This is a genomic window from Paenibacillus tyrphae (assembly GCF_024158745.1).
GTDB lineage: Bacteria > Bacillota > Bacilli > Paenibacillales > NBRC-103111 > Paenibacillus_G > Paenibacillus_G tyrfis_A.
In genome coordinates, this window is sequence record NZ_JAMZAW010000015.1 from 141,178 (window position 1) to 160,165 (window position 18,988).

General features: G+C 52.1%; 15 protein-coding genes and 1 other RNA gene. 1 reads left to right on the plus strand and 15 read right to left on the minus strand.

Features of this window, described 5'->3' with window-relative positions:
• From NI000_RS22435 to NI000_RS22450, 5 genes are all read right to left on the minus strand, one after another.
• Positions 1 to 2,385, minus strand: a complete 2,385-nt coding sequence (locus NI000_RS22435) for a polyprenyl synthetase family protein (protein ID WP_253413633.1) — start codon at positions 2,383 to 2,385, stop codon at positions 1 to 3.
• Between the two features lie 262 nt (positions 2,386 to 2,647).
• A complete protein-coding gene (locus NI000_RS22440) occupies positions 2,648 to 3,235 on the minus strand; it encodes a TetR/AcrR family transcriptional regulator (protein WP_253413634.1) in 588 nt (195 codons plus the stop codon).
• A 28-nt stretch (positions 3,236 to 3,263) separates the two neighbouring features.
• A complete protein-coding gene (locus tag NI000_RS37185; RefSeq protein ID WP_375540995.1) occupies positions 3,264 to 3,527 on the minus strand; it encodes an NAD(P)H-dependent oxidoreductase in 264 nt (87 codons plus the stop codon).
• Between the two features lie 125 nt (positions 3,528 to 3,652).
• A complete protein-coding gene (locus NI000_RS22445) occupies positions 3,653 to 4,609 on the minus strand; it encodes an NAD-dependent epimerase/dehydratase family protein (RefSeq protein WP_253413635.1) in 957 nt (318 codons plus the stop codon).
• 206 nt (positions 4,610 to 4,815) lie between these two features.
• Positions 4,816 to 5,262 carry a hypothetical protein gene (locus tag NI000_RS22450; RefSeq protein WP_253413636.1) on the minus strand — a complete coding sequence of 149 codons (447 nt, stop codon included), beginning with the start codon at positions 5,260 to 5,262 and terminating at the stop codon, positions 4,816 to 4,818.
• Between the two features lie 230 nt (positions 5,263 to 5,492).
• Between NI000_RS22450 and NI000_RS22455 the strand changes: the two genes are divergently transcribed.
• Positions 5,493 to 6,626, plus strand: coding sequence for a DUF4261 domain-containing protein (locus NI000_RS22455; protein ID WP_253413637.1), 1,134 nt, complete (start codon positions 5,493 to 5,495; stop codon positions 6,624 to 6,626).
• A 205-nt stretch (positions 6,627 to 6,831) separates the two neighbouring features.
• Here NI000_RS22455 and NI000_RS22460 read toward each other — a convergent pair whose 3' ends face one another.
• The 10 genes from NI000_RS22460 to tpiA form a co-directional block, all read right to left on the minus strand.
• Positions 6,832 to 8,844 (minus strand): stalk domain-containing protein, encoded by a 2,013-nt coding sequence (locus NI000_RS22460; protein ID WP_253413638.1) that lies wholly within the window; start codon positions 8,842 to 8,844, stop codon positions 6,832 to 6,834.
• 586 nt (positions 8,845 to 9,430) lie between these two features.
• Positions 9,431 to 9,794: a transfer-messenger RNA gene (gene ssrA / locus NI000_RS22465) on the minus strand.
• A 208-nt stretch (positions 9,795 to 10,002) separates the two neighbouring features.
• Positions 10,003 to 10,482, minus strand: coding sequence for an SsrA-binding protein SmpB (gene smpB / locus NI000_RS22470; RefSeq protein ID WP_025845132.1), 480 nt, complete (start codon positions 10,480 to 10,482; stop codon positions 10,003 to 10,005).
• Positions 10,483 to 10,570: 88 nt separating this feature from the next.
• Entirely contained in the window at positions 10,571 to 13,045 is a 2,475-nt protein-coding gene (gene rnr / locus NI000_RS22475) for a ribonuclease R (protein ID WP_253413682.1), read from the minus strand.
• A 29-nt stretch (positions 13,046 to 13,074) separates the two neighbouring features.
• Entirely contained in the window at positions 13,075 to 13,878 is an 804-nt protein-coding gene (locus NI000_RS22480) for an alpha/beta hydrolase (protein ID WP_253413639.1), read from the minus strand.
• Between the two features lie 144 nt (positions 13,879 to 14,022).
• Entirely contained in the window at positions 14,023 to 14,262 is a 240-nt protein-coding gene (secG, locus tag NI000_RS22485; protein ID WP_025845137.1) for a preprotein translocase subunit SecG, read from the minus strand.
• A 121-nt stretch (positions 14,263 to 14,383) separates the two neighbouring features.
• On the minus strand, positions 14,384 to 15,094 hold the full coding sequence (locus NI000_RS22490; RefSeq protein ID WP_253413640.1) for a M50 family metallopeptidase: 711 nt from the start codon (positions 15,092 to 15,094) through the stop codon (positions 14,384 to 14,386).
• A gap of 251 nt (positions 15,095 to 15,345) precedes the next feature.
• Complete coding sequence (gene eno / locus NI000_RS22495) at positions 15,346 to 16,638, minus strand: phosphopyruvate hydratase (RefSeq protein WP_127462795.1); 1,293 nt, start codon at positions 16,636 to 16,638, stop codon at positions 15,346 to 15,348.
• Positions 16,639 to 16,683: 45 nt separating this feature from the next.
• Positions 16,684 to 18,228, minus strand: coding sequence for a 2,3-bisphosphoglycerate-independent phosphoglycerate mutase (gene gpmI / locus NI000_RS22500; RefSeq protein ID WP_253413641.1), 1,545 nt, complete (start codon positions 18,226 to 18,228; stop codon positions 16,684 to 16,686).
• Position 18,229: 1 nt separating this feature from the next.
• Positions 18,230 to 18,982, minus strand: a complete 753-nt coding sequence (tpiA, locus tag NI000_RS22505; protein WP_253413642.1) for a triose-phosphate isomerase — start codon at positions 18,980 to 18,982, stop codon at positions 18,230 to 18,232.
• Between the last annotated feature and the right edge of the window lie 6 nt (positions 18,983 to 18,988).

Genomic DNA, 18,988 nt, shown 5'->3' on the forward strand with positions numbered 1-18,988 from the left:
CTAGCGGTTCCTGCTGACCATATAATCCAACAAATGCTTCAGAAAAACGGTACGGCGCGGCATTCCCTGCAACGCTTCCATAGCAGTACAGTAATGCTCCCACATCTTTTTGCCGGCGCCCTCCGAACCAAGGATAGTGACGAACGTCGAATTGTTGTTTTCCGCATCCTGGCCGACGGGCTTTCCAAGCAAGCGCGCATCCCCTTCCAAATCGAGCAAATCGTCCTTGATCTGAAAAGCTATCCCGGCATGATAAGCAAATGTTTTCAGCACTTCGATTTCCTTCTCGTTCACCTGCGCGAGAATAGCGGGCATCACCAGAGCAGCCTCAAACACAATGCCGGTTTTATAAAAGCAAATCGCATCCAATTGCTCCAGAGTCAACGCTCTTCCTTTGGAGCTTAAATCCATCGCCTGTCCCACACACACGTTTTCCGCCATTTCGGCCGAATATTTCATCAGGGCAAGCACGGTTTTCGCATCGAATCGATCCAGCGAAGCTTGTTCCTGAATGGCCTTCTGAATCAGAAACAGACCGGTTAATTCCGCCGTGGCGCTATTATGCACCCGATGCAGTGTCGGACGCCCTCTACGGATCGACGCGTTATCCTGGGAAGGCAAATCATCGAAGATCAGGGATGCGGTATGCATATATTCCATGGATCTCAGTAAGGGAACGATGGACGGTGCACGGAGTCCATATTCTTGCACGCCCATGACCCAGGTCACGATCGGGCGCAGACGTTTGCCGTCCCCTTCCAAACTGTAATTTGCCGCATCAATGAGCGACTCTTTCATCGCCGGAATGCCGTCAGGCTTGGCAATCTGCAAGGTTTCGTTGATCTGCCGGCGTACCGTTTTGACAGTTTCGGCGAATTCTTCTTTTTCGTTCCGGTCTCTTTTTAACATGGCGACCAACTGGTCCCGAAGCAGTTTATCGAAAAATTCCACATCTGCCGCTTTTTCAACCATATGTTGAACAAGCCGGTTGAACGCCGGATTTCCAGAGGCAAAAATCTCCATAATACCGTTATATTTTTCGGTGCCGATGCGTGCTTTGCAGCGTTTTAGACCGTTGATGGCCCGATCCAGAATCACCTCTCGGGCCTTCGGATCGGAGCGATATACGTCATGAATGAGATGGGCAATGACCGTCCAGTATAATTCAAAGGGATTGAGCAGATCTGGCCGTTGATCACGGTACGTCAAATAATAGGTATAGGGCGTTACCGCACCGTCTCTCCTATCGTCGAACATATCCGCGAAATCGTCAGCCAGCTGGTTGAATATGCCATAAAAGAAGGTTCGATCCTCAAAGCCTTCGTCTAAGGGAGCGCGAAGGATCGAGCGGGCAATCAAGCGGGAAGAAGCGGACTTTAAGATGATGGGTACATAAAGCTCCTCATTGGTATATGTGGCATGGGTCAGATCCTTGGCACGGTCCAATTCCTGCGAGTGAAAGAAAACGTAGGCTTGCTCGAAAAACAGGTGTTGGGTTTCCTGCCGCTGACAGTGCTTAATATATTCAAACGCTTCCCGCAGCTCCGCGTGCACGTATTGAATCATGGCCTTGCGGGCTCCGGTCCACTCGCCCAAGTTCGGCACCGATCCCGTGAGAAGCGCGGTCCGTATCATATCGGAATAATGTGCTTTCTCTTGAGCGGTTAACACCTGCGCATCCAAAAGATCGTCGATGAACGGATAGGTGAGACCATAGGAATAACCGAGCCGGATCGCTTCATCTAGTCTCCGGGCACGCTCCTCGGGCGATGACTCATCTCCCATCTCTTCGATCGCATGCATGACTACCCCGACAATGATCTTGATCAGCTTGCGCTGGGCATGCTCGGCATTCATTTCCTCCGGAATATGGGCCGCTACACTCTTCAGCTTGTCTATCACCCATATCGCAGCCGTTTCAATGCCTTCTTTCTGAGCCCATCGATACAGCCCCGCAAAACTGACAAACGCCGGACGGTCTTCCCGGTTAGTTGCGGCGGGGAGAAGCAAGCGATGCTTGACGTCGTCAGCTGTACGCCGTATTTTGACCTGTGCTTCAGGAGAATCGATGGCTTTGCCCAGATCCCGCATGTAAATATAGGATACGCTTCGATCCAAGTAAGCATCCAATTTGCCTGTATGCTTCAGCCATTGGATATAGCGGTGATAGTCCCCGTCATTGGACTTTCGCTTGCTTCGGGCAAACATGGACAGCCATGATTGGCCACGAACATGATCTCGTTTCCACCATTCGAAATCTTGCGTAAGGATAGACACATACGTCTTGTTCATGACCTGCTGATAAAGCGACGCAAAGTAGCCGGCAGCTTTCTGCTCAGCCAGCCGATAACAGGTATCGGCATGAATTATATATTCCTCATTCATAGGTGTATGACCTCAACTTCTATTGTTGGTATAAGGATAAATACGGGAGAGGATTTTTTAGGTTGCGGATCATGCTAAAGGGGATGGGCGCCGACACCCTAGGAGGGAAATTTTCAACGTCTTGAACCGCCCGAACAATTCTCGTATTACAATATGCGGAAGCTGCTTGCCAAATTCGGGCCATCTTCTTTTTCGTACTAAACGGTCTAATATTCTCAAAAAAGAATGAAGCGTCCCGCCATGCAGCCTAGGACCGCTCCGTTCAGGAATCCAGCGCAGAAAGCGTCACTTTTACAATATCGTCCAAAACTTTCGGCTCAGGAGTCAATTTAGCGGCTTGCGTCAGCGAATATCTGGAATGATTCAAATAGCGGGCTAGCGCCCTCAGATCGCCATGACGATCGCTTAATTCACCTTGCTCGTAAGCACGCACCAATGCTTGGTAGAACGCCTCTTCCAATCGGGAGGCATCCTTCTCGAAGAAGGCGGCGATTTCGGGAACGTGAGGGACCTGGTCGATGGCGCTGTGCATGATGAAGCATTCCTTGCGCCGAGCCTCGTCTTTCAACGCCGCCGCGATCTCGCGAAAAATATCCGTAATGGCCGCCTTAACAGAGCCGGGACGATCAAGCCTTGTGAGTACGACTGTGCTTTTCTCGTTCGTATAATGCTTGACTGCGGAGATGAAAAGGTCTTTCTTCGTACCGTAAGTGTCATACAAGCTTTGCCGGGCAATCCCTAAGCCATCAAGCAAAATTTGCAGCGAAGTGCCTTCATATCCGTAATGTCCGAATACCTCCATGGCCTTGCGAAGCACGACGGTCGTATCGAATTCCTTATTTCTTCCCATCGGTTGCATTCCTCCTTGCAAAACCATCTTACTCTTTTTCGGACCATTTAATCAAGAAATGAAATAGAGCTGTTTCCGAGAGCTGAGCGAGCCAAGTCTGCCTATGCTCAACGGTTGAAGAGAGGATCGAATCGAATACGAAATGACGATTTACTTCGAAACCGCAGTACGCGAGTATTCCTTCATCTATCGTAAGACGCAGCGCATTCCCCATACCGCTTGCTTCATATTGTTCGCTCGACTTGTTTTGCGTATGGATGAGTGTCGCTTTCTTGCCCGCCAGCAGTCCGATTTGAACCCCATCGTCACGTGGTTAAAGCTTCTTTTTCTTGGATACGTATAGATAATGAGATGATTCATTCCCTTTCCCTCCAATCTTAATAGTGATTAATCAATTACTTCGAGCTAAAATGAAAGTTATTTTTTCTTGTTCAACGCGCGCACCGTATTCATGATTCCTTCTTCAAAGGACGTCGCCCGCACCGGTCCGATCAACCGCTTGTATTTGTCGCCGCTCAGCACAAGCGGTTCTTCGGTCAAATAGAGCATCTCCACGACCTCCTTCATGACCGGTACCGCCATGCCGAGCAAGGATAGCCCGCCTCTTCCGAGCGGAATGACCGGTTTGCTGCTCCCGCTTGCTTGTCGGGCAATTCGCACGATGTCCCTACCCGAGATCAAGCCTGCGCCCGGAATATGCCAGTTCTCCCCATAAGCCTCGTCCCTGGCAGCGAGCTCCGCAATCATGAACGCAGCGTCCGGCAAGTAGACATACTCCCGCGGGACACGCATATTGCCGATGAAAAAAGCCATTTTGCCCGCCGCGATAGCTTCGAGCGTAGAGCCCAGATAGGAGGCCTCGTTCGCCGTGGGACCGTAATAGTCCGGCAAGCGGACGATCATTACCTTAGCCCGGTTCCATCGGTCTTCGAACAGCATATGCTCGTAAGCGAGTCTAATCTTGCCTTTCCTCGTATGCGGCTGCTTCGGATGATCCTCGGTCGCCCGCTCCATCTGTCTTCTTCCATAGGGATAGATGCCGTCGATCACAACTACCTTTAGGCTAAGCCGGTTGGCGGCTTCCATCACGGATTCGCCCAGCGGAATCAGCTTGCTCACCATCTCGTGATACGGCACGTTTGCGCAATGAAATAGAACGTCCGCGCCTTCCGAAGCCGAGACAATATCATTCGGACGGAAAGCGTCGCCTACGGCAATCGTTAAATGATGCGGATTACCCAGATTAGCCTTGAGCTGCTCAAGCTTCCCACGGGATCGCCCGAAGGCCACCGTTCGAATCCCTCGTCTAACCATTTCCTCCGTAACCGAAGCGCCAGTACCGCCAGTTGCTCCTACCACAATTGCTTTTTTCAATGGTCTCACCCCATCAATAGTTATTGATCAATTACTAACTTAATGACAATGTATCATTTTGTTAGTGATTAGTCAATCACAAATTTGAGGTATTTCCCTTTACGCTCGTTTCCTTCCGCTCGAATAAAGCCAAGGCAGCAGCAGTACTACATAGCACCCCGCAGGCCTGGAGCAGGAAAAACAACAGATACCTTGGCGGTTGCTTTTTAATAGCGAGCATTCACCATACGAATTTCGCATCCCAATAGCTGTTCAACCATTCTCAATTGCTCTGTCGTCACTTCTTCCTCGGGGTTCTCGATTTCAAAAATGAGACGCGAAAATCCTGCCGGGAAATCATAGTGAAGACCGTGAAGAGTATTATGCGCCGAACAGCAAGGGAGCTGCACATCCAAGTCCTTGAATGCACTTTGCCATGCGGTATCCATCGCTTGGTGCCACCATTTTAATTCTATTACTGTCTCGCAGTTCGGACAGGTAATTTGAACGAAATTTTCACCCTGATCGACGAATTGAATCTCTTCCGATTGCTCGACCGATATCGTAGCGGTCGGGAATATAGAGGCCAGATAGGACCGAACTTGCTCAACGTTTCCTTTTTCAGGCACAAAATGTACATCCTCAGGTATCAATTTATAGATGGTGGATGACATGAATTTAACCTCCTGTATTTCAATTGCAAAATATAGCCCAGATTAACTATAATGAGAATTTGCCACTTTCTATTATATCAAAGCAAGCCAAAGTGGCTATGAGAGAGTTGATTAGTCGAGGCTATAACACTGAAGACGCGGGGAGAGAAGCAATCTATTACCCGATTTGCTCCACCGTCTGGTAATATATACAATGGATAGAGTGCATACTTCGACTAGGAGAGGATACAATGACAGCCCAACAACAAGCGGCCATGCAGTCCATGATTGACTGGCTATCCGATGAACGCGAGCTCGGCCGCAAACCCAGCAAAATCGAAATCGCGGGAGAATTTGATTTGCATGACATGCATTACTACATATTCAAGTATAAAAAAACATTGCTCGGCAAATGGCTCCTTGCCGTCTGCGGCGGCTATGAAGATCCATCCGATACGGAGCATTGCGGCCACATATTCAGTGAGATGCAGCCCTATGACCCGGCTACTGCGAAGCAGGAAGCCATTGCTATGGTAGAGATGATCCGTGAGTATTGGATGAAGCAGGCGGCCGCTATTGAGGCTGCACAAACGCAAGAAGGTGACGCGGAATCTCAGGACGATTCATCCGGTTCCGGCATTTTTAACGGGTTCGTTCTGCTGAATTCTTCGGAGTGCGATCTTGATCAGGTGAAGGAGAACCTCCTGCAGGATTGGAATATCTCCTGCTCATCGGCAGAGGGAGAAAGCCACCCCGAGGAAGAAAAAGAAGGTATCCTTGTTTTTGAAGTGGACGGCTTCACTGCAGCCTTAAGCTTTATCGATGCTCCTGTACCGGACGGAGAGGCAGAGCATTATGCACAGGGCAACTACCTCTGGCGAGAAGCTGCGGACATTACCAAAACCCATGTCGCCCAAATTATTGTGGCCGTATTTACCCGATCCGGCTCTCCGCTCGACAGCGGCAGGCTTTACACTAAGCTGGCGGCCAGCTGCTTGAAGCTTCCTAATGCTATCGGGCTTTACTCATCCGGAACCGTGTTTCAACCGGGTCTTTTTCTGGAAATGGCCGACATGATGAAATCGGATGACGCTTTTCCATTGTTGAATTTGGTTCACTTTGGTCTGGTCGGAACCGAAACAGGGATGAATGGCTACACCCACGGGCTGAAGTCCTTTGGCAAAGATGAAATCGAAGTGTTGGACAGTCAGGCCTCTCCTGCCGAGCTGCGCGATTTTCTGATTGACATTTCCGGTTATGTTATAGAATATAACGTAACTTTAAAGGACGGAGAAACGATCGGCTTTAGCGCAGAACAAAAGCTGCCGATTACCCGCTCGGAAGGCGTCTATGTTAACGGAGAGAGTCTCAAAATCAAGTATTAGTCCTCTCTTTGGGGAGGGAAAGGATCGGCCTATTCCCGATGACATTCTTAGCGCGGATTCTTCCCTCTACGCTTCTCTACAAAACAAAAGCACCGACCATGGGGTCGATGCTTTTGTACTTTATGAAGACGAACCTTGGCTTAGCCAATCCACAATCCGCCGCTGCGTGATCCCAAGAATGAGTGACAGGCTGCTTGGCCCAAAATCAGTGCAGCTGCATTAGATTGGCATCGTTAATATCGTACAGGGTGCCATGATTACTTTGAACAAGCTTGATAATTTGTTCATGGGCCAATCCGCTTTGCGGTGCGATGGCATCAAGAGTAACTTGATTCGCTTGCAGGTTAGCGTTAATTTCTTCAAGAGAGAACCCGGCCATTTCTGGCGAGGTGCCTTTATCGTGAACAGGGGCATCGGTTATAAAGATGATTCGTTTGGAGTTCTTGCTGCCCGATAATTTTTGGACCGCCTTATTAATAGCCTCCAGTCCGGATTCCTCCACATCTTCTCCGCCGGAAGCCACCAAGTTCTCCAATTGAGCCTTTAACAAATCTTTATTATTCGTGAAATCAAAAATCTCGAAATCAGGGTTATAAAGGTCCACATAATTAATATCCCGATACCCAACGATAGCAAAATTAGAACCGGACGGGACGGAATCCACGAAGCTTTTGACCGTTTCTTTCACATAGTCGATGACTTCCCCCATACTGCCTGTAACGTCAATTACAAAAACGATATCGGAAGAATTCGTAATCCCTTTCGATATGTTTTGTAAAATAGGCGAGGAGGCCGACGGTTCGGACGGTTCTTGCACTCCTGCCTCGATTGGAGTTTTCTCGCTTTCAACAGATGTAAGGATGTCAGGCTTGTTTTGAAAAACAACAACCGACTTGGAAGCCTCGTTCCACTCTACAACGCCGCCAAGAGCCTCGCTTACGAATCGAACGGGAACCATGGTAATTCCATTGATTAATTGTGCAGGTGCACTCAAAGTTACAGGAACGCCATTCACGTAAGCTATATTGGAACCAATCGTTAATACGATGGTTTTGCCTTCTCTTGTTGCTCTGACCGTCTGGGTGGAACTATCCCATTCTACTGCTGCGCCAAGCGATTCGAAAATGGCCCGAAACGGAACAAGTGCACTTCCATTCCAATTTACAGGCGCCTGTGCATAACCTTGCAGTTGTCCGCCAATAAAGACTTGAATTTTTTGCGGCTCATTGTTAATCGGAACGAATTGAGGGATCGATGCCGCCAACCCTCCCGATTGATTGACTGTTTTCAAATAAAAGTAATATCCACCCGACGGCAGCCCAAGCTTGCTCAATGAATAGGTTGAAGGTCTATTGGGGGTAACTCGGATTTGCTTAACGAGTTTCCCCTTTGCATTTTTGACCATTAAATAGGAAAAATAGGCCGGTCGCGAAGTTGCAGCTGTGGTATTCACAGTGAATGTATGATCCGGGTTTAGCGTAATCGCGCCGGGAAAGCTTGCTCCGCTAGGTACTTGGAACTCCGGTTTAACGGTTGTATTAGGGAATGGATCTACAGCTGGGCCTGATGGAGGAATCGCTGCAGGTTCCCCGTGGGATGGTTGTGTACCGGAAATAGAAGTCTTGGGAAAATAGAAGTAAATTTTCGACTTGGCGCCCAGTGCCCGGCGTTTTTCTGTTATTGTTACTGTATTATTCTCATGGTTAAAGGTGAATTCCGAAGGGCGAACCTTAGATCCATCGATGTATAAACTGACATTTTTACTAGAGTTGATGGTGTAACGGGAAGTTACTTTAAAAACTCGCGTTGAACCATCCCCTTCGGAAAGGGCATTTCCAATTTTGTCTGTGCCCGACTCCCCTTCCCCCCATTCAAAGGTAGGGCTGATGGAGTATTTGATATGCAGTTCAGCTCCTAAGTCGGGAGCATGACGCATCGTTATGGTGCAGTTCTCATAATCAACCGTATACTCTGTGGGCTCGATTTCACGCGCATAGATAAACAAGCGAAATTTCGTATTGGTAGCCGTAATTCGATTACCCGGCGTGAATTTAAAAACGCGATTGTATCCATCCCCTTCTTGAAGGAGACTTACCAGGTAATCGCCTTCCCTAAAATCAAGCCGGTCATTCGCACTTGCAATTCCTGCCCGAAAATCCAGCCCCCCGAAAAGTAAGACGAAAACAATAAGCAAACTAATCATTTTTCTACTATTCATCTACTTCACCCCGTTACGAAAGACATAGTTGAATTGATTTATTTGCAGCTTCTTCCACGGTGTGGCAGCACGACCGTTACCTCACTTTACCATACCGAATGATATTTTTCTAATAAAAACCATTCTGACTTAGAAGCAAATATGTTCGTAAAAGAAAACTATGCAAGTTGTCGGAAAAGAGAAAATCAAAAAGGGACTTACCGTTCGTCCGCCCACGTAAACGGGCTTTCTTGATAGGGCTTGGTAAAAATTTACAATAATTTCAAAGACACGATTAATTCCTCATCTCGAGATCACTTCATTTATACTGAATACTTAAATTAAAATCTGTCCTAGACGTGCAAAAATCCAAAACCTCATGCGGTTGTGGATTTAACATATGGAGACGAGGGGAGTATTGAAATCTCGATTTTACCTGCTCTCGAAGCCTAGTCGATGATGACGATCTTAGCGGTAAATTTCAATGCCGTGCTCGTTCCGCTTCCGCTCCACTGCGCGCGGTCTGAACCCCATCAGGGGCTTCGCCTCCCGCCTCGCGTCTCCACAAAACAAAAGCACCGACCATTTGGTCGATGCTTTTGTACTTTTATGGAGACGAGGGGAGTCGAACCCCTGTCCGAAGATAACGCCACACAGGCTTCTACGGGTGTAGTCACAGTTTTGATGTCACCCGAGCGTCGCCCCGTAACCGGCTACGCGTTGGGTCAGCCTGATTGTCTTCTTCAGCTAGCCGCAGGCGGAGACTAGACAGCGTATCCCACTAAGGTTGAGCCCCTATCCCGGCACATGGGCGATGCAGGGTAGAAGCCGCGTCACAGGTTATTAAGCTGCGAAAGCGAGTTGTTGTTGTTGTTTGCCATTTAATTGGCTTTAGCGTTGATAAAGCGGACGCGTCCCCACTACCCGCAACCCATGCTCGAACTATCCCCGTCGAATCCAAGAACGTCCCCGCATAGGTGGGCCTCCCATCGAATGGGAGACCCTAATTAAAAAGGTTATGAAAAAAACTTACCTACAACTTCTGCTGACTTCTGCTATAAAAGCTGTGCACTTCCCCAAGTGCTCTTTCATTATAACATATCCCTGAGCAAAATGAAGGGGAGAGTTGTTGGGAGCGATGCCAAAACCTAAACATACTGGCGGATTTCCGCCAAAACGTTACCTTGCGACCTTCTGCTTCTCGCGCAGCGCCCGCTGAATATCCCGCTGAGCATCGCGTTTCGCCGCCGTATCGCGTTTGTCGTATTGTTTCTTCCCTTTACCCAAGCCGAGCAGCAGCTTCGCGTAGCCGTTGCGCACATATACCTTGAGCGGTACCAGCGTATAGCCTTCCTGCTTCGATTGGCCCAGCAGTTTGTTAATCTCGACTTTCTTGAGAAGAAGCTTGCGGGCCCGCGTCGGATCGCTGGGGTTAAACCGGTTGCCTTGCTCGAATGGGCTGATATGCATATTGTGCACGAATGCTTCGCCGTTCCGGATCGTCGCGAACGCGTCGCCGATATTGGCTCGTCCGAGCCGCAGCGATTTGATCTCCGTACCGGTCAGCACCAGGCCGCATTCGTAAGTATCCTCGATAAAATAATCGTGAGACGCTTTTTTGTTTTGCGCCAGCACTTTTCCATCGCTTTTTTTGCTCATGCCCCCGTAGCCGCTCCTTCCCATACCGATTTCCAAACAGAGGGATGGAGTCCATTGTACCAACTCCATCCCCGGAAATCAAGGGGAATTAGCGCTTGACGGTCTTTTTGCGCTTCTTCTTGGCGAAGCCGATGCCCACGCCGCCGCCTTTGGCCGCCTTGCCCACGGCTTTGGCGCTTTTGCGCCCTGCGGCACGGCCGGTTGCCGTGGCGCCCTCGCCGGTGCGCACCGCCTCCAGTGCGCGCGTCTTCGCGGCTGCCGGGCCCTTCCCGCGGCCGTTGCCGCCCGTACCGCGCTTCCCGGCGCGTTCTGTGCGTCCAGTGCGTGCTCCGCCTGCGGCGGCTTTGCCTGCCCGGCCGGGACGGCCGTCGCGCTTGGTCTTGCGCACAGCATTCAGCGCGTCAACCAGACTCATCTTCTGCGGCCGCGGCTTCATATCGACCATCTCGAAATCGATGGTATGCTCCTCCATGTTCACCCGCGAGACGCGCACCTTCACTTCATCGCCAAGGCGATAAATTTTGGACGTGCGCTCGCCGATGAGCGCGTGCTGAGCGTCGTGGAAGTGGTAGTAATCGTCCGTCAGATCGGATAGACGGATCAACCCTTCCACAGTGTTATCCAGCTCCACGAACATCCCGAAGCTTGTGACGCTGCTTATGATGCCGTCGAACTCCTCGCCGACTTTGTCGAGCATGAATTCGGACTTCTTCAGCGCCTCCGTCTCCCGCTCCGCATCGACGGCCACCCGCTCCCGCTCGGACGATTGCTTCGCAATATCGTCCATCCGCGAAGCCAAGTACTCGTGCCGCGCTTCACTGAGCGTGCCGCTTTCCAGCACCTCACGAATGACGCGGTGAATCACGAGGTCCGGGTAACGCCGGATCGGCGACGTGAAGTGCGAGTAAAATTCTGCAGCCAGACCATAGTGGCCCAGGCTCTGCGAATCGTACTTCGCTTGCTTCATCGAACGCAGCATCACCGTGCTGATGACCGTCTCTTCCTTCGTACCCTTGATTTCCTCCAGCAGCGTTTGCAGCGCCCGCGGATGCACCGAATTGCCTTTGCCCCGGACAACATAACCGAAGTTCGTGATGAACTCCATAAAATGCTGCAGCTTCTCCGCGTCCGGGTCCTCGTGAATCCGGTACAGGAACGGCACTTTGAGCCAATGAAAATGCTCCGCCACCGTCTCGTTCGCCGCCAGCATGAACTCTTCGATGATCATTTCCGCGATCGTCCGATCCCGCTTCACGATATCTGTCGGCTTGCCGTCCGCATCGACCAGGATTTTCGATTCCTGAAAATCGAAATCGATCGCACCGCGGCGCATCCGCTTCGACCGCAGCTTCATCGCCAGCTCTTCCATTAAACGGAAGTCATCCATCAGATAAGCGTATTTCTCCAGCAGCTCCGGCTCCGGTGCTTCCTCGCTCAGCAGCTTGCGGACGTTCGAATACGTCATCCGCTCGCTTGTCTTGATCACGCTTGTAAAAATATCATGACGCACCACGTTCGCATCCGCGTCGAATTCCATCTCACAGGACATCGTAAGCCGGTCCACCTGCGGATTCAGCGAGCAAATCCCGTTGGACAGCCGGTGCGGCAGCATCGGAATGACCCGATCCACCAAATACACGCTGCACCCGCGGTTGTACGCTTCATTGTCAAGCGGCGAGCCCTCACGCACATAATAGCTGACGTCAGCGATATGCACGCCGAGCACATAATTGCCGTTCGGCAGCCGCTCCACGTTGACGGCATCGTCCAAGTCTTTGGCATCTTCCCCGTCAATCGTGACGATACGCTTGCCGCGCAGGTCGCGGCGGCCCTTTAGATCCTCTTCCGCGATCACATCCGGGACAGCCGACGCTTCTTCCATCACCTCGTCTGGGAACGCTTCGGGCAGCTGGTGCTTGCGGATAATCGAGAGAATATCGACGCCCGGATCGTTTTTATGACCCAGAATCTCCACCACTTCACCTTGCGCCGCTGCTCGTCCTTCCGGATACGATACGATTTTCACCACGACCTTGTGCCCGTCCATGGCGCCGCCGAACGATTCCTTCGGAATAAAAATATCCCGCACTACCCGCTTGTCGTCCGGAATGACAAATGCATACTCCTCATGGGACTGAAACAGTCCGACGATCTGCGTATTGCCCCGACTGACCACCCGTACCACTTCGCCCTCCATCCGGCCGCCGGACGGACTCTTGGACGTAATCCGCACGAGCACGATATCCCCGTTCATGGCCGTCCCCATGTCGTTGGCATGGATGTACACGTCCGGATGGTCCCGGTCGTCGGGAATGAGAAAGCCGAAGCCTTTGGCATGCGCCTGCAGCTTGCCGCGCAGCAGATTCATCCGCTCCGGCACCCCGTACCGTTCGTTGCGCGTACGAAGAATAAGTCCTTCATTCTCGAGCTCATTGAGCAGCTTGAGAAACGCTTTGAACTCCTCTGCGCTCTCCAGCACGAAGTGCTGCTCCAGCTCATGATACGTCATCGGCTTATAAGCCGTCTCTTTCATAAAATCTAGTAAAACTTCACGCGTTATCAATGTTCTCACCTGCCTTTTCTTTCTATAACCTATGTCTGAATTTCCACGACCGCCTGTTTCCATGTCCCGACCTGGTCAAGCCTCGCCAAAAAACGGGATATATCTTCGTATACCCGTTCCCGCCACTCGTCAAGCAGCAAGCCATGGGAGGAATGGGGGTAATACTCGATTTGACGGACGAGCGAGGATACATGCCGGTAAATGTACTCTGCGCTTTTCGGAAGGACCATCCCGTCCTTAATGCCCTGCCCGACAAATAACGGCGCCGATACTTTGCCCAAGTCCGCTTTTACGAGCTTCATCAGCCTCCGAAGATCGACCACGCACCGGACCGGCGTCTTGTCATATGTACAGGCTTCCTCCATCAGTTGCGCCGCCGCCGTCGGCCGCCGTTCGATGTATTTGATAAAATACTGCAGCAGCAGGGCCAGCGAGGTTTTGCGGCTGGACAAAAACATCGGCGCCGCCAGCGAAACCACGCCGTCAAGCCTTCGCTTCATCGCCAGCTCCAAAGCCAGCAGCCCTCCCATGGAATGGCCGATCGCTACAATTTTGCCCTCACGGGCCCGCCTGGCAGCCATCGCATCATAGCTGCGCAGCACGTGACCGGACCAATCGTCCCGGCCGGTTCGGATCATATCCTCCGGCGTCGTGCCATGCCCCGGCAGCAGGACGGCATTAACAGTATAGCCAAGATCGTTCAAATAATAGCCTAACCGCCGAAGCTCCGATGGGGACCCCGTAAAGCCGTGAATGAGCAGCAACTGCGTCGAAGCCCGTTCACCGGTGCCTTCCAGCCGAAAAGGCTCCGTTGTTTTGTATACTCGTTTCAAGCGTCCCGCCTCCGTCTCACATCCTTCGGGATGTTCCAGGCCGTTCCTACCTTCCTGAAGCATGCGGCCCCGCGAGATCTATCCATGTGAAAAGCTACAAAAAAACAGCAGGAGTAATATTCCCCTGCTGCCGCCTTTTTATGTTTACGCGCCTTTTACAAAGTACGCCACAATCAAAGATAAGACGAAGAATACAACGGCGAGACCCATAGTCAAACGGGACAAAAACAGCTCCAGCCCCCGCGCCTTCTTCTTTCCGAACAGATGCTCCGCCCCTCCGGAGATGGCACCGGACAAACCTGCGCTTTTTCCCGGCTGCAGCAATACGGCCGCAATCAAGCCAAGCGAAGCGATTACCAGGATGATCTTCAATGCTAATTCCATGATTCCACCTCCTGCAAAAATAAACGGACTTGTCCGAAAATAGACAGCATGCTTAGTATACCACAAAAAATACGCACTGACAAATCCTGTTGGATCGTCCTATGCGTATTTTACAAAATCTTTACTCTTCAAACTGCTGCCGGTACGCGGATCGCGAGGCTCGCGACGATTTGCGTCCGCTAAGAAACCACTTCAGCGCCCGTACCGCGCACCATAAGGAAAACAGCGTCAACAACACCGCCCACCCAATAGCCGGGATCGGGGTCACCAGACTGAGGTTTGTCGCATCGCCCGCCTTCGCCGGATCGTTCCAGGCATACAGGATCAACGAGAACGGCCCGAAAACCGACTCCTCCAGCGTCAGGAAGGCCAAAAGCAGGTAATACAGATCACTGAGCCAGCGCGGCATAAACGCCAGCATGATCGTATTCAAGATAATGAAGCCAAGCAGCCAGAAGATTCCGAATTCGTTGCGCACGAACAGGATAAGAGCCACGATGGCGATCGCCGTCATCACCTGCAATCCGAGCCGCTGCTTGTCACTGGCCCGCATCCGAAACATGAAAAGCGCGAACAGCGAAGCCGTCGTGTACCCTGCCAGCGCAATCGGAAGGAGACTCCACCGGTTCGTCACCTGCGAATACGTCACGCCGCTATGGTTCGCGAACAGCTCAATATACATCACTTTGCCGGAGAGCGCCAACGTCACGATCGCATGGCCGAACTCGTGAATCATCGTATCGAGATTGCGGAAAAAATCACTGAAGGGAATCAGATGCGTAAGAAAGGCCGATAAAATCAAGAAAAATACGGTCTTTATCAGATTACTCATGTGATCCCCTCCGGGTGAGTGTCAGTCGTCGTTGTAGGTTTGATGCTCGTACGGTTACGGGTATTGCTGTCCCCCTGCGGCTGCTCTTAAAAACGGGTTCTATTGAACTTACCTGTCGGTAATAACCCGTTTTTAAAGGCAGCACGTAGACTCTACGGAGGACACAATACCCTTCACCTTCGTGCCGTCAAAAAAACAATACCGTCTGACGATATTTTATTATTAAACCCCTGTACTTTACAACTGCAAACTTATTTGAAGTTTTTCAGGTTGTAAAATGCGGATTTGCCTGCGTATTGAGCGACGCTTGCCAGTTGGTCCTCAATGCGGAGCAATTGGTTGTACTTCGCTACGCGGTCGGTACGGGAAGGCGCACCGGTTTTGATTTGGCCTGCGTTCGTAGCTACTGCGATATCGGCGATCGTGCTGTCTTCGCTTTCGCCGGAACGGTGGGAAATAACCGCCGTGTAGCCTGCGCGTTTTGCCATTTCGATTGCGTCGAACGTCTCGGTCAAGGAACCGATTTGGTTCACTTTCACGAGGATGGAGTTGCCGATATTTTGCTCGATACCTTGGGACAGGCGGTTTGTGTTCGTTACGAACAAGTCGTCGCCGACGAGCTGTACTTTGCCGCCAAGCTTCTCGGTGAGCAGCTTCCAGCCTTCCCAGTCGTCTTCGGAGCAGCCGTCTTCGATCGTGATGATCGGGTATTTGTCTACCCAGGAAGCGAGGAAGTCCACGAACTCGGCGGAAGTGAACGATTTGCCTTCGCCTTCAAGATGGTATTTGCCGTCTTTGAAGAACTCGGTGGAAGCTACGTCCATACCCAGGAATACGTCGACACCCGGCTTGTAGCCTGCGCGCTCGATTGCCGTGATGATCGTTTGAATCGCCGCTTCGTTGGAGCTCAAGTTCGGAGCAAAACCGCCCTCGTCACCAACAGCCGTGTTCAGGCCTTGCTCTTTCAATACGTTTTTCAAGCTGTGGAAAATTTCCGCGCCTGTACGCAGCGCTTCTTTGAAGGTCGGAGCGCCTACCGGCAATACCATAAACTCCTGCACGTCCACGTTGTTGTCCGCGTGTGCGCCACCGTTGATGATGTTCATCATCGGAACCGGAAGCGTCTTGGCGTTGAATCCGCCGAGGTATACGTACAGCGGAATGTCCAGCGCTTCAGCCGCTGCGCGAGCTACGGCCATAGATACAGCCAGAATCGCGTTGGCGCCAAGCTTCGCTTTGTTCGGCGTGCCGTCCAGCTCGATCATGCGCTTGTCGATGCCGACTTGGTCAAGGGCGTTCATGCCGATGATTTCCGGTGCGATTAAGTCGTTCACGTTCTCAACGGCTTTCAGTACGCCTTTGCCAAGGTAACGGCCTTTGTCGCCGTCACGAAGCTCTACAGCTTCGTAAGCGCCTGTCGATGCGCCGGATGGAACGATAGCGCGGCCGCGCGCTCCGGATTCCAGATATACTTCCACTTCTACCGTCGGGTTACCGCGGGAGTCAAGCACTTCGCGTGCGTATACATTGGAGATTACAGTCATTGCTAGAACACTCCTTCTCGTTTTTTTATTCCGTTTGCACAAGGGTTAACCGCGTGTTGCAACGATCGATTTCCCGGTCATTTCCGCCGGCTGCGTCACGCCCAGAAACTCGAGCATCGTCGGGGCGATATCCGCCAAAATGCCATCGTTTCTTAGTGTAACATGACTATCGGTGAGAATGAAAGGGACCGGATTCGTCGTATGCGCGGTATTGCGCGAACCGTCCGGATTCGTCACAATATCGGCGTTGCCGTGATCGGCCGTAATCAGCGCGACCCCGCCCTTCGCCAGAATGGCGTCCACGACTTTGCCGAGGCACTCGTCCGTCGCTTCGATCGCTTTGATCGTCGGCTCCAGCAATCCGGAGTGTCCGACCATGTCAGGGTTGGCAAAGTTCAGGATGATCACGTCCTGACGCTCGGCCTCGATCTCCTTCACCGCCGCTTCCGCTACCTCGTACGCACTCATCTCCGGCTTCAGGTCATACGTCGCAACCTTCGGGGAGTTGATAAGGATACGCGTTTCACCCGGAAGCTCGACGTCGCGACCACCGCTGAAGAAGAACGTGACGTGCGGGTACTTTTCCGTCTCGGCAATGCGGAGCTGCTTCAGGTTGTTCTGCACCAGTACCTCGCCGAGCGTATTGTCCAGATTCTTCGGTTTATACGCAACGTAGCCACCCACGGTTTCGCTGAACAGGGTCAGGCATACATAGTACAAATCTTTCGGACACTTGTCCCCGCGGTCGAAACCTCGGAAATCGCTGTTCGTGAATACTTGCGACAGCTGGATCGCCCGGTCCGGGCGGAAGTTGAAGAACACGACCGAATCGCCGGACTCCACCAGACCGACAGGCGTACCGTCCTTCTTCACGATGACCGTCGGCATGACGAACTCGTCGAATACGGAACGGACGTACGATTCCTTGATGGCGTTCATCGGGTCCTCGTAGGACGGTCCTTCGCCGTATACCATCGCGCGATACGACTTCTCCGTACGCTCCCAGCGCTTGTCGCGGTCCATCGCATAGTACCGTCCTTGCACCGTGGCGATGCGGCCGACGCCGAGCTCTGCAATTTTGTTTTGCAACTGCTCCATATAGTTCACGGCGCTGTCCGGCGCGACATCGCGGCCGTCCAGGAACGCATGAATGTAGATTTCGTGGAAGTCTTCCTTCTTGCACACTTCCAGCAACGCAAACAGGTGAGCGATATGGCTATGTACGCCGCCGTCGGACAGCAGACCGTACAGATGAAGCTTCTTGCCGTGCTCGCGGGCATGACGTACGGCGCCGAGTATCGTTTCGTTCTCGAAAAACTCGCCTTCGCGAATCGACTTGGAAATCCGCGTCAAGTCCTGATACACGATTCGTCCGGCACCGATGTTGAGATGACCCACTTCTGAGTTGCCCATTTGCCCTTCCGGCAGCCCGACGGCCTCGCCGCAAGCGGTCAGCGTCGTATGGGGAAACTGGTTCCAATACCGGTCGTAATTCGGCTTGTTCGCCTGCGCTACCGCATTGCCCTGCGTTTCGCCGCGAAGGCCGAAGCCGTCCAAAATAATCAGTGCTACCGGTTTCGGTCTGGCCATGTTACTCGGCCCCCTTGATCAAATCGATGTAGGATGCCGGCTCCAGACTCGCGCCCCCTACCAGTGCGCCGTCGATGTCCGGCTGCTGCATGTACTCGGCGATGTTGTTCGGCTTCACGCTGCCGCCGTATTGAATCCGTACCGCTGCTGCCGTCTCGGCTCCATACAAGCCGGTAACCAGCTCGCGGATGTAGCCGATCACGTCCTGAGCGTCCGCCGCGGTCGACGATTTGCCCGTTCCGATCGCCCAGATCGGCTCGTAAGCGATGACGACTTTCGCCGCCTGCTCCGCGCTCAAGCCGGCAAACGCCGCTTCGGTCTGCACTTTGCATACGTTTTTCGTTTGGCCCGCTTCGCGCTCTTCCAGCTTCTCGCCGACGCATACGATCGGGGTCAAGCCGTGCTTAAACGCCGCGTGCACTTTTTTGTTGACCGTTTCGTCGGTTTCCGCAAAATAAGCCCGGCGCTCGGAGTGCCCGATGATCACGTACTCTACGCCCAGATCTTTCAGCATCACGCCGCTGATCTCGCCAGTAAACGCGCCGTTGTCTTCAAAATGCAGGTTTTGAGCGCCGACCTTCAGCGTCGTGCCCTTCACCGCTTCTACCAAGGCCGGAAGGTTCGTAAACGGCGCGCAAATGACGCTCTCGACGCCCGCCGCTTCCGCCTTGCCCTTAACCTCGCTGACGAAGGCCAGCGATTCTCCTACCGTTTTGAACATTTTCCAGTTGCCTGCAATGATCGGTTTGCGCATTTGCCC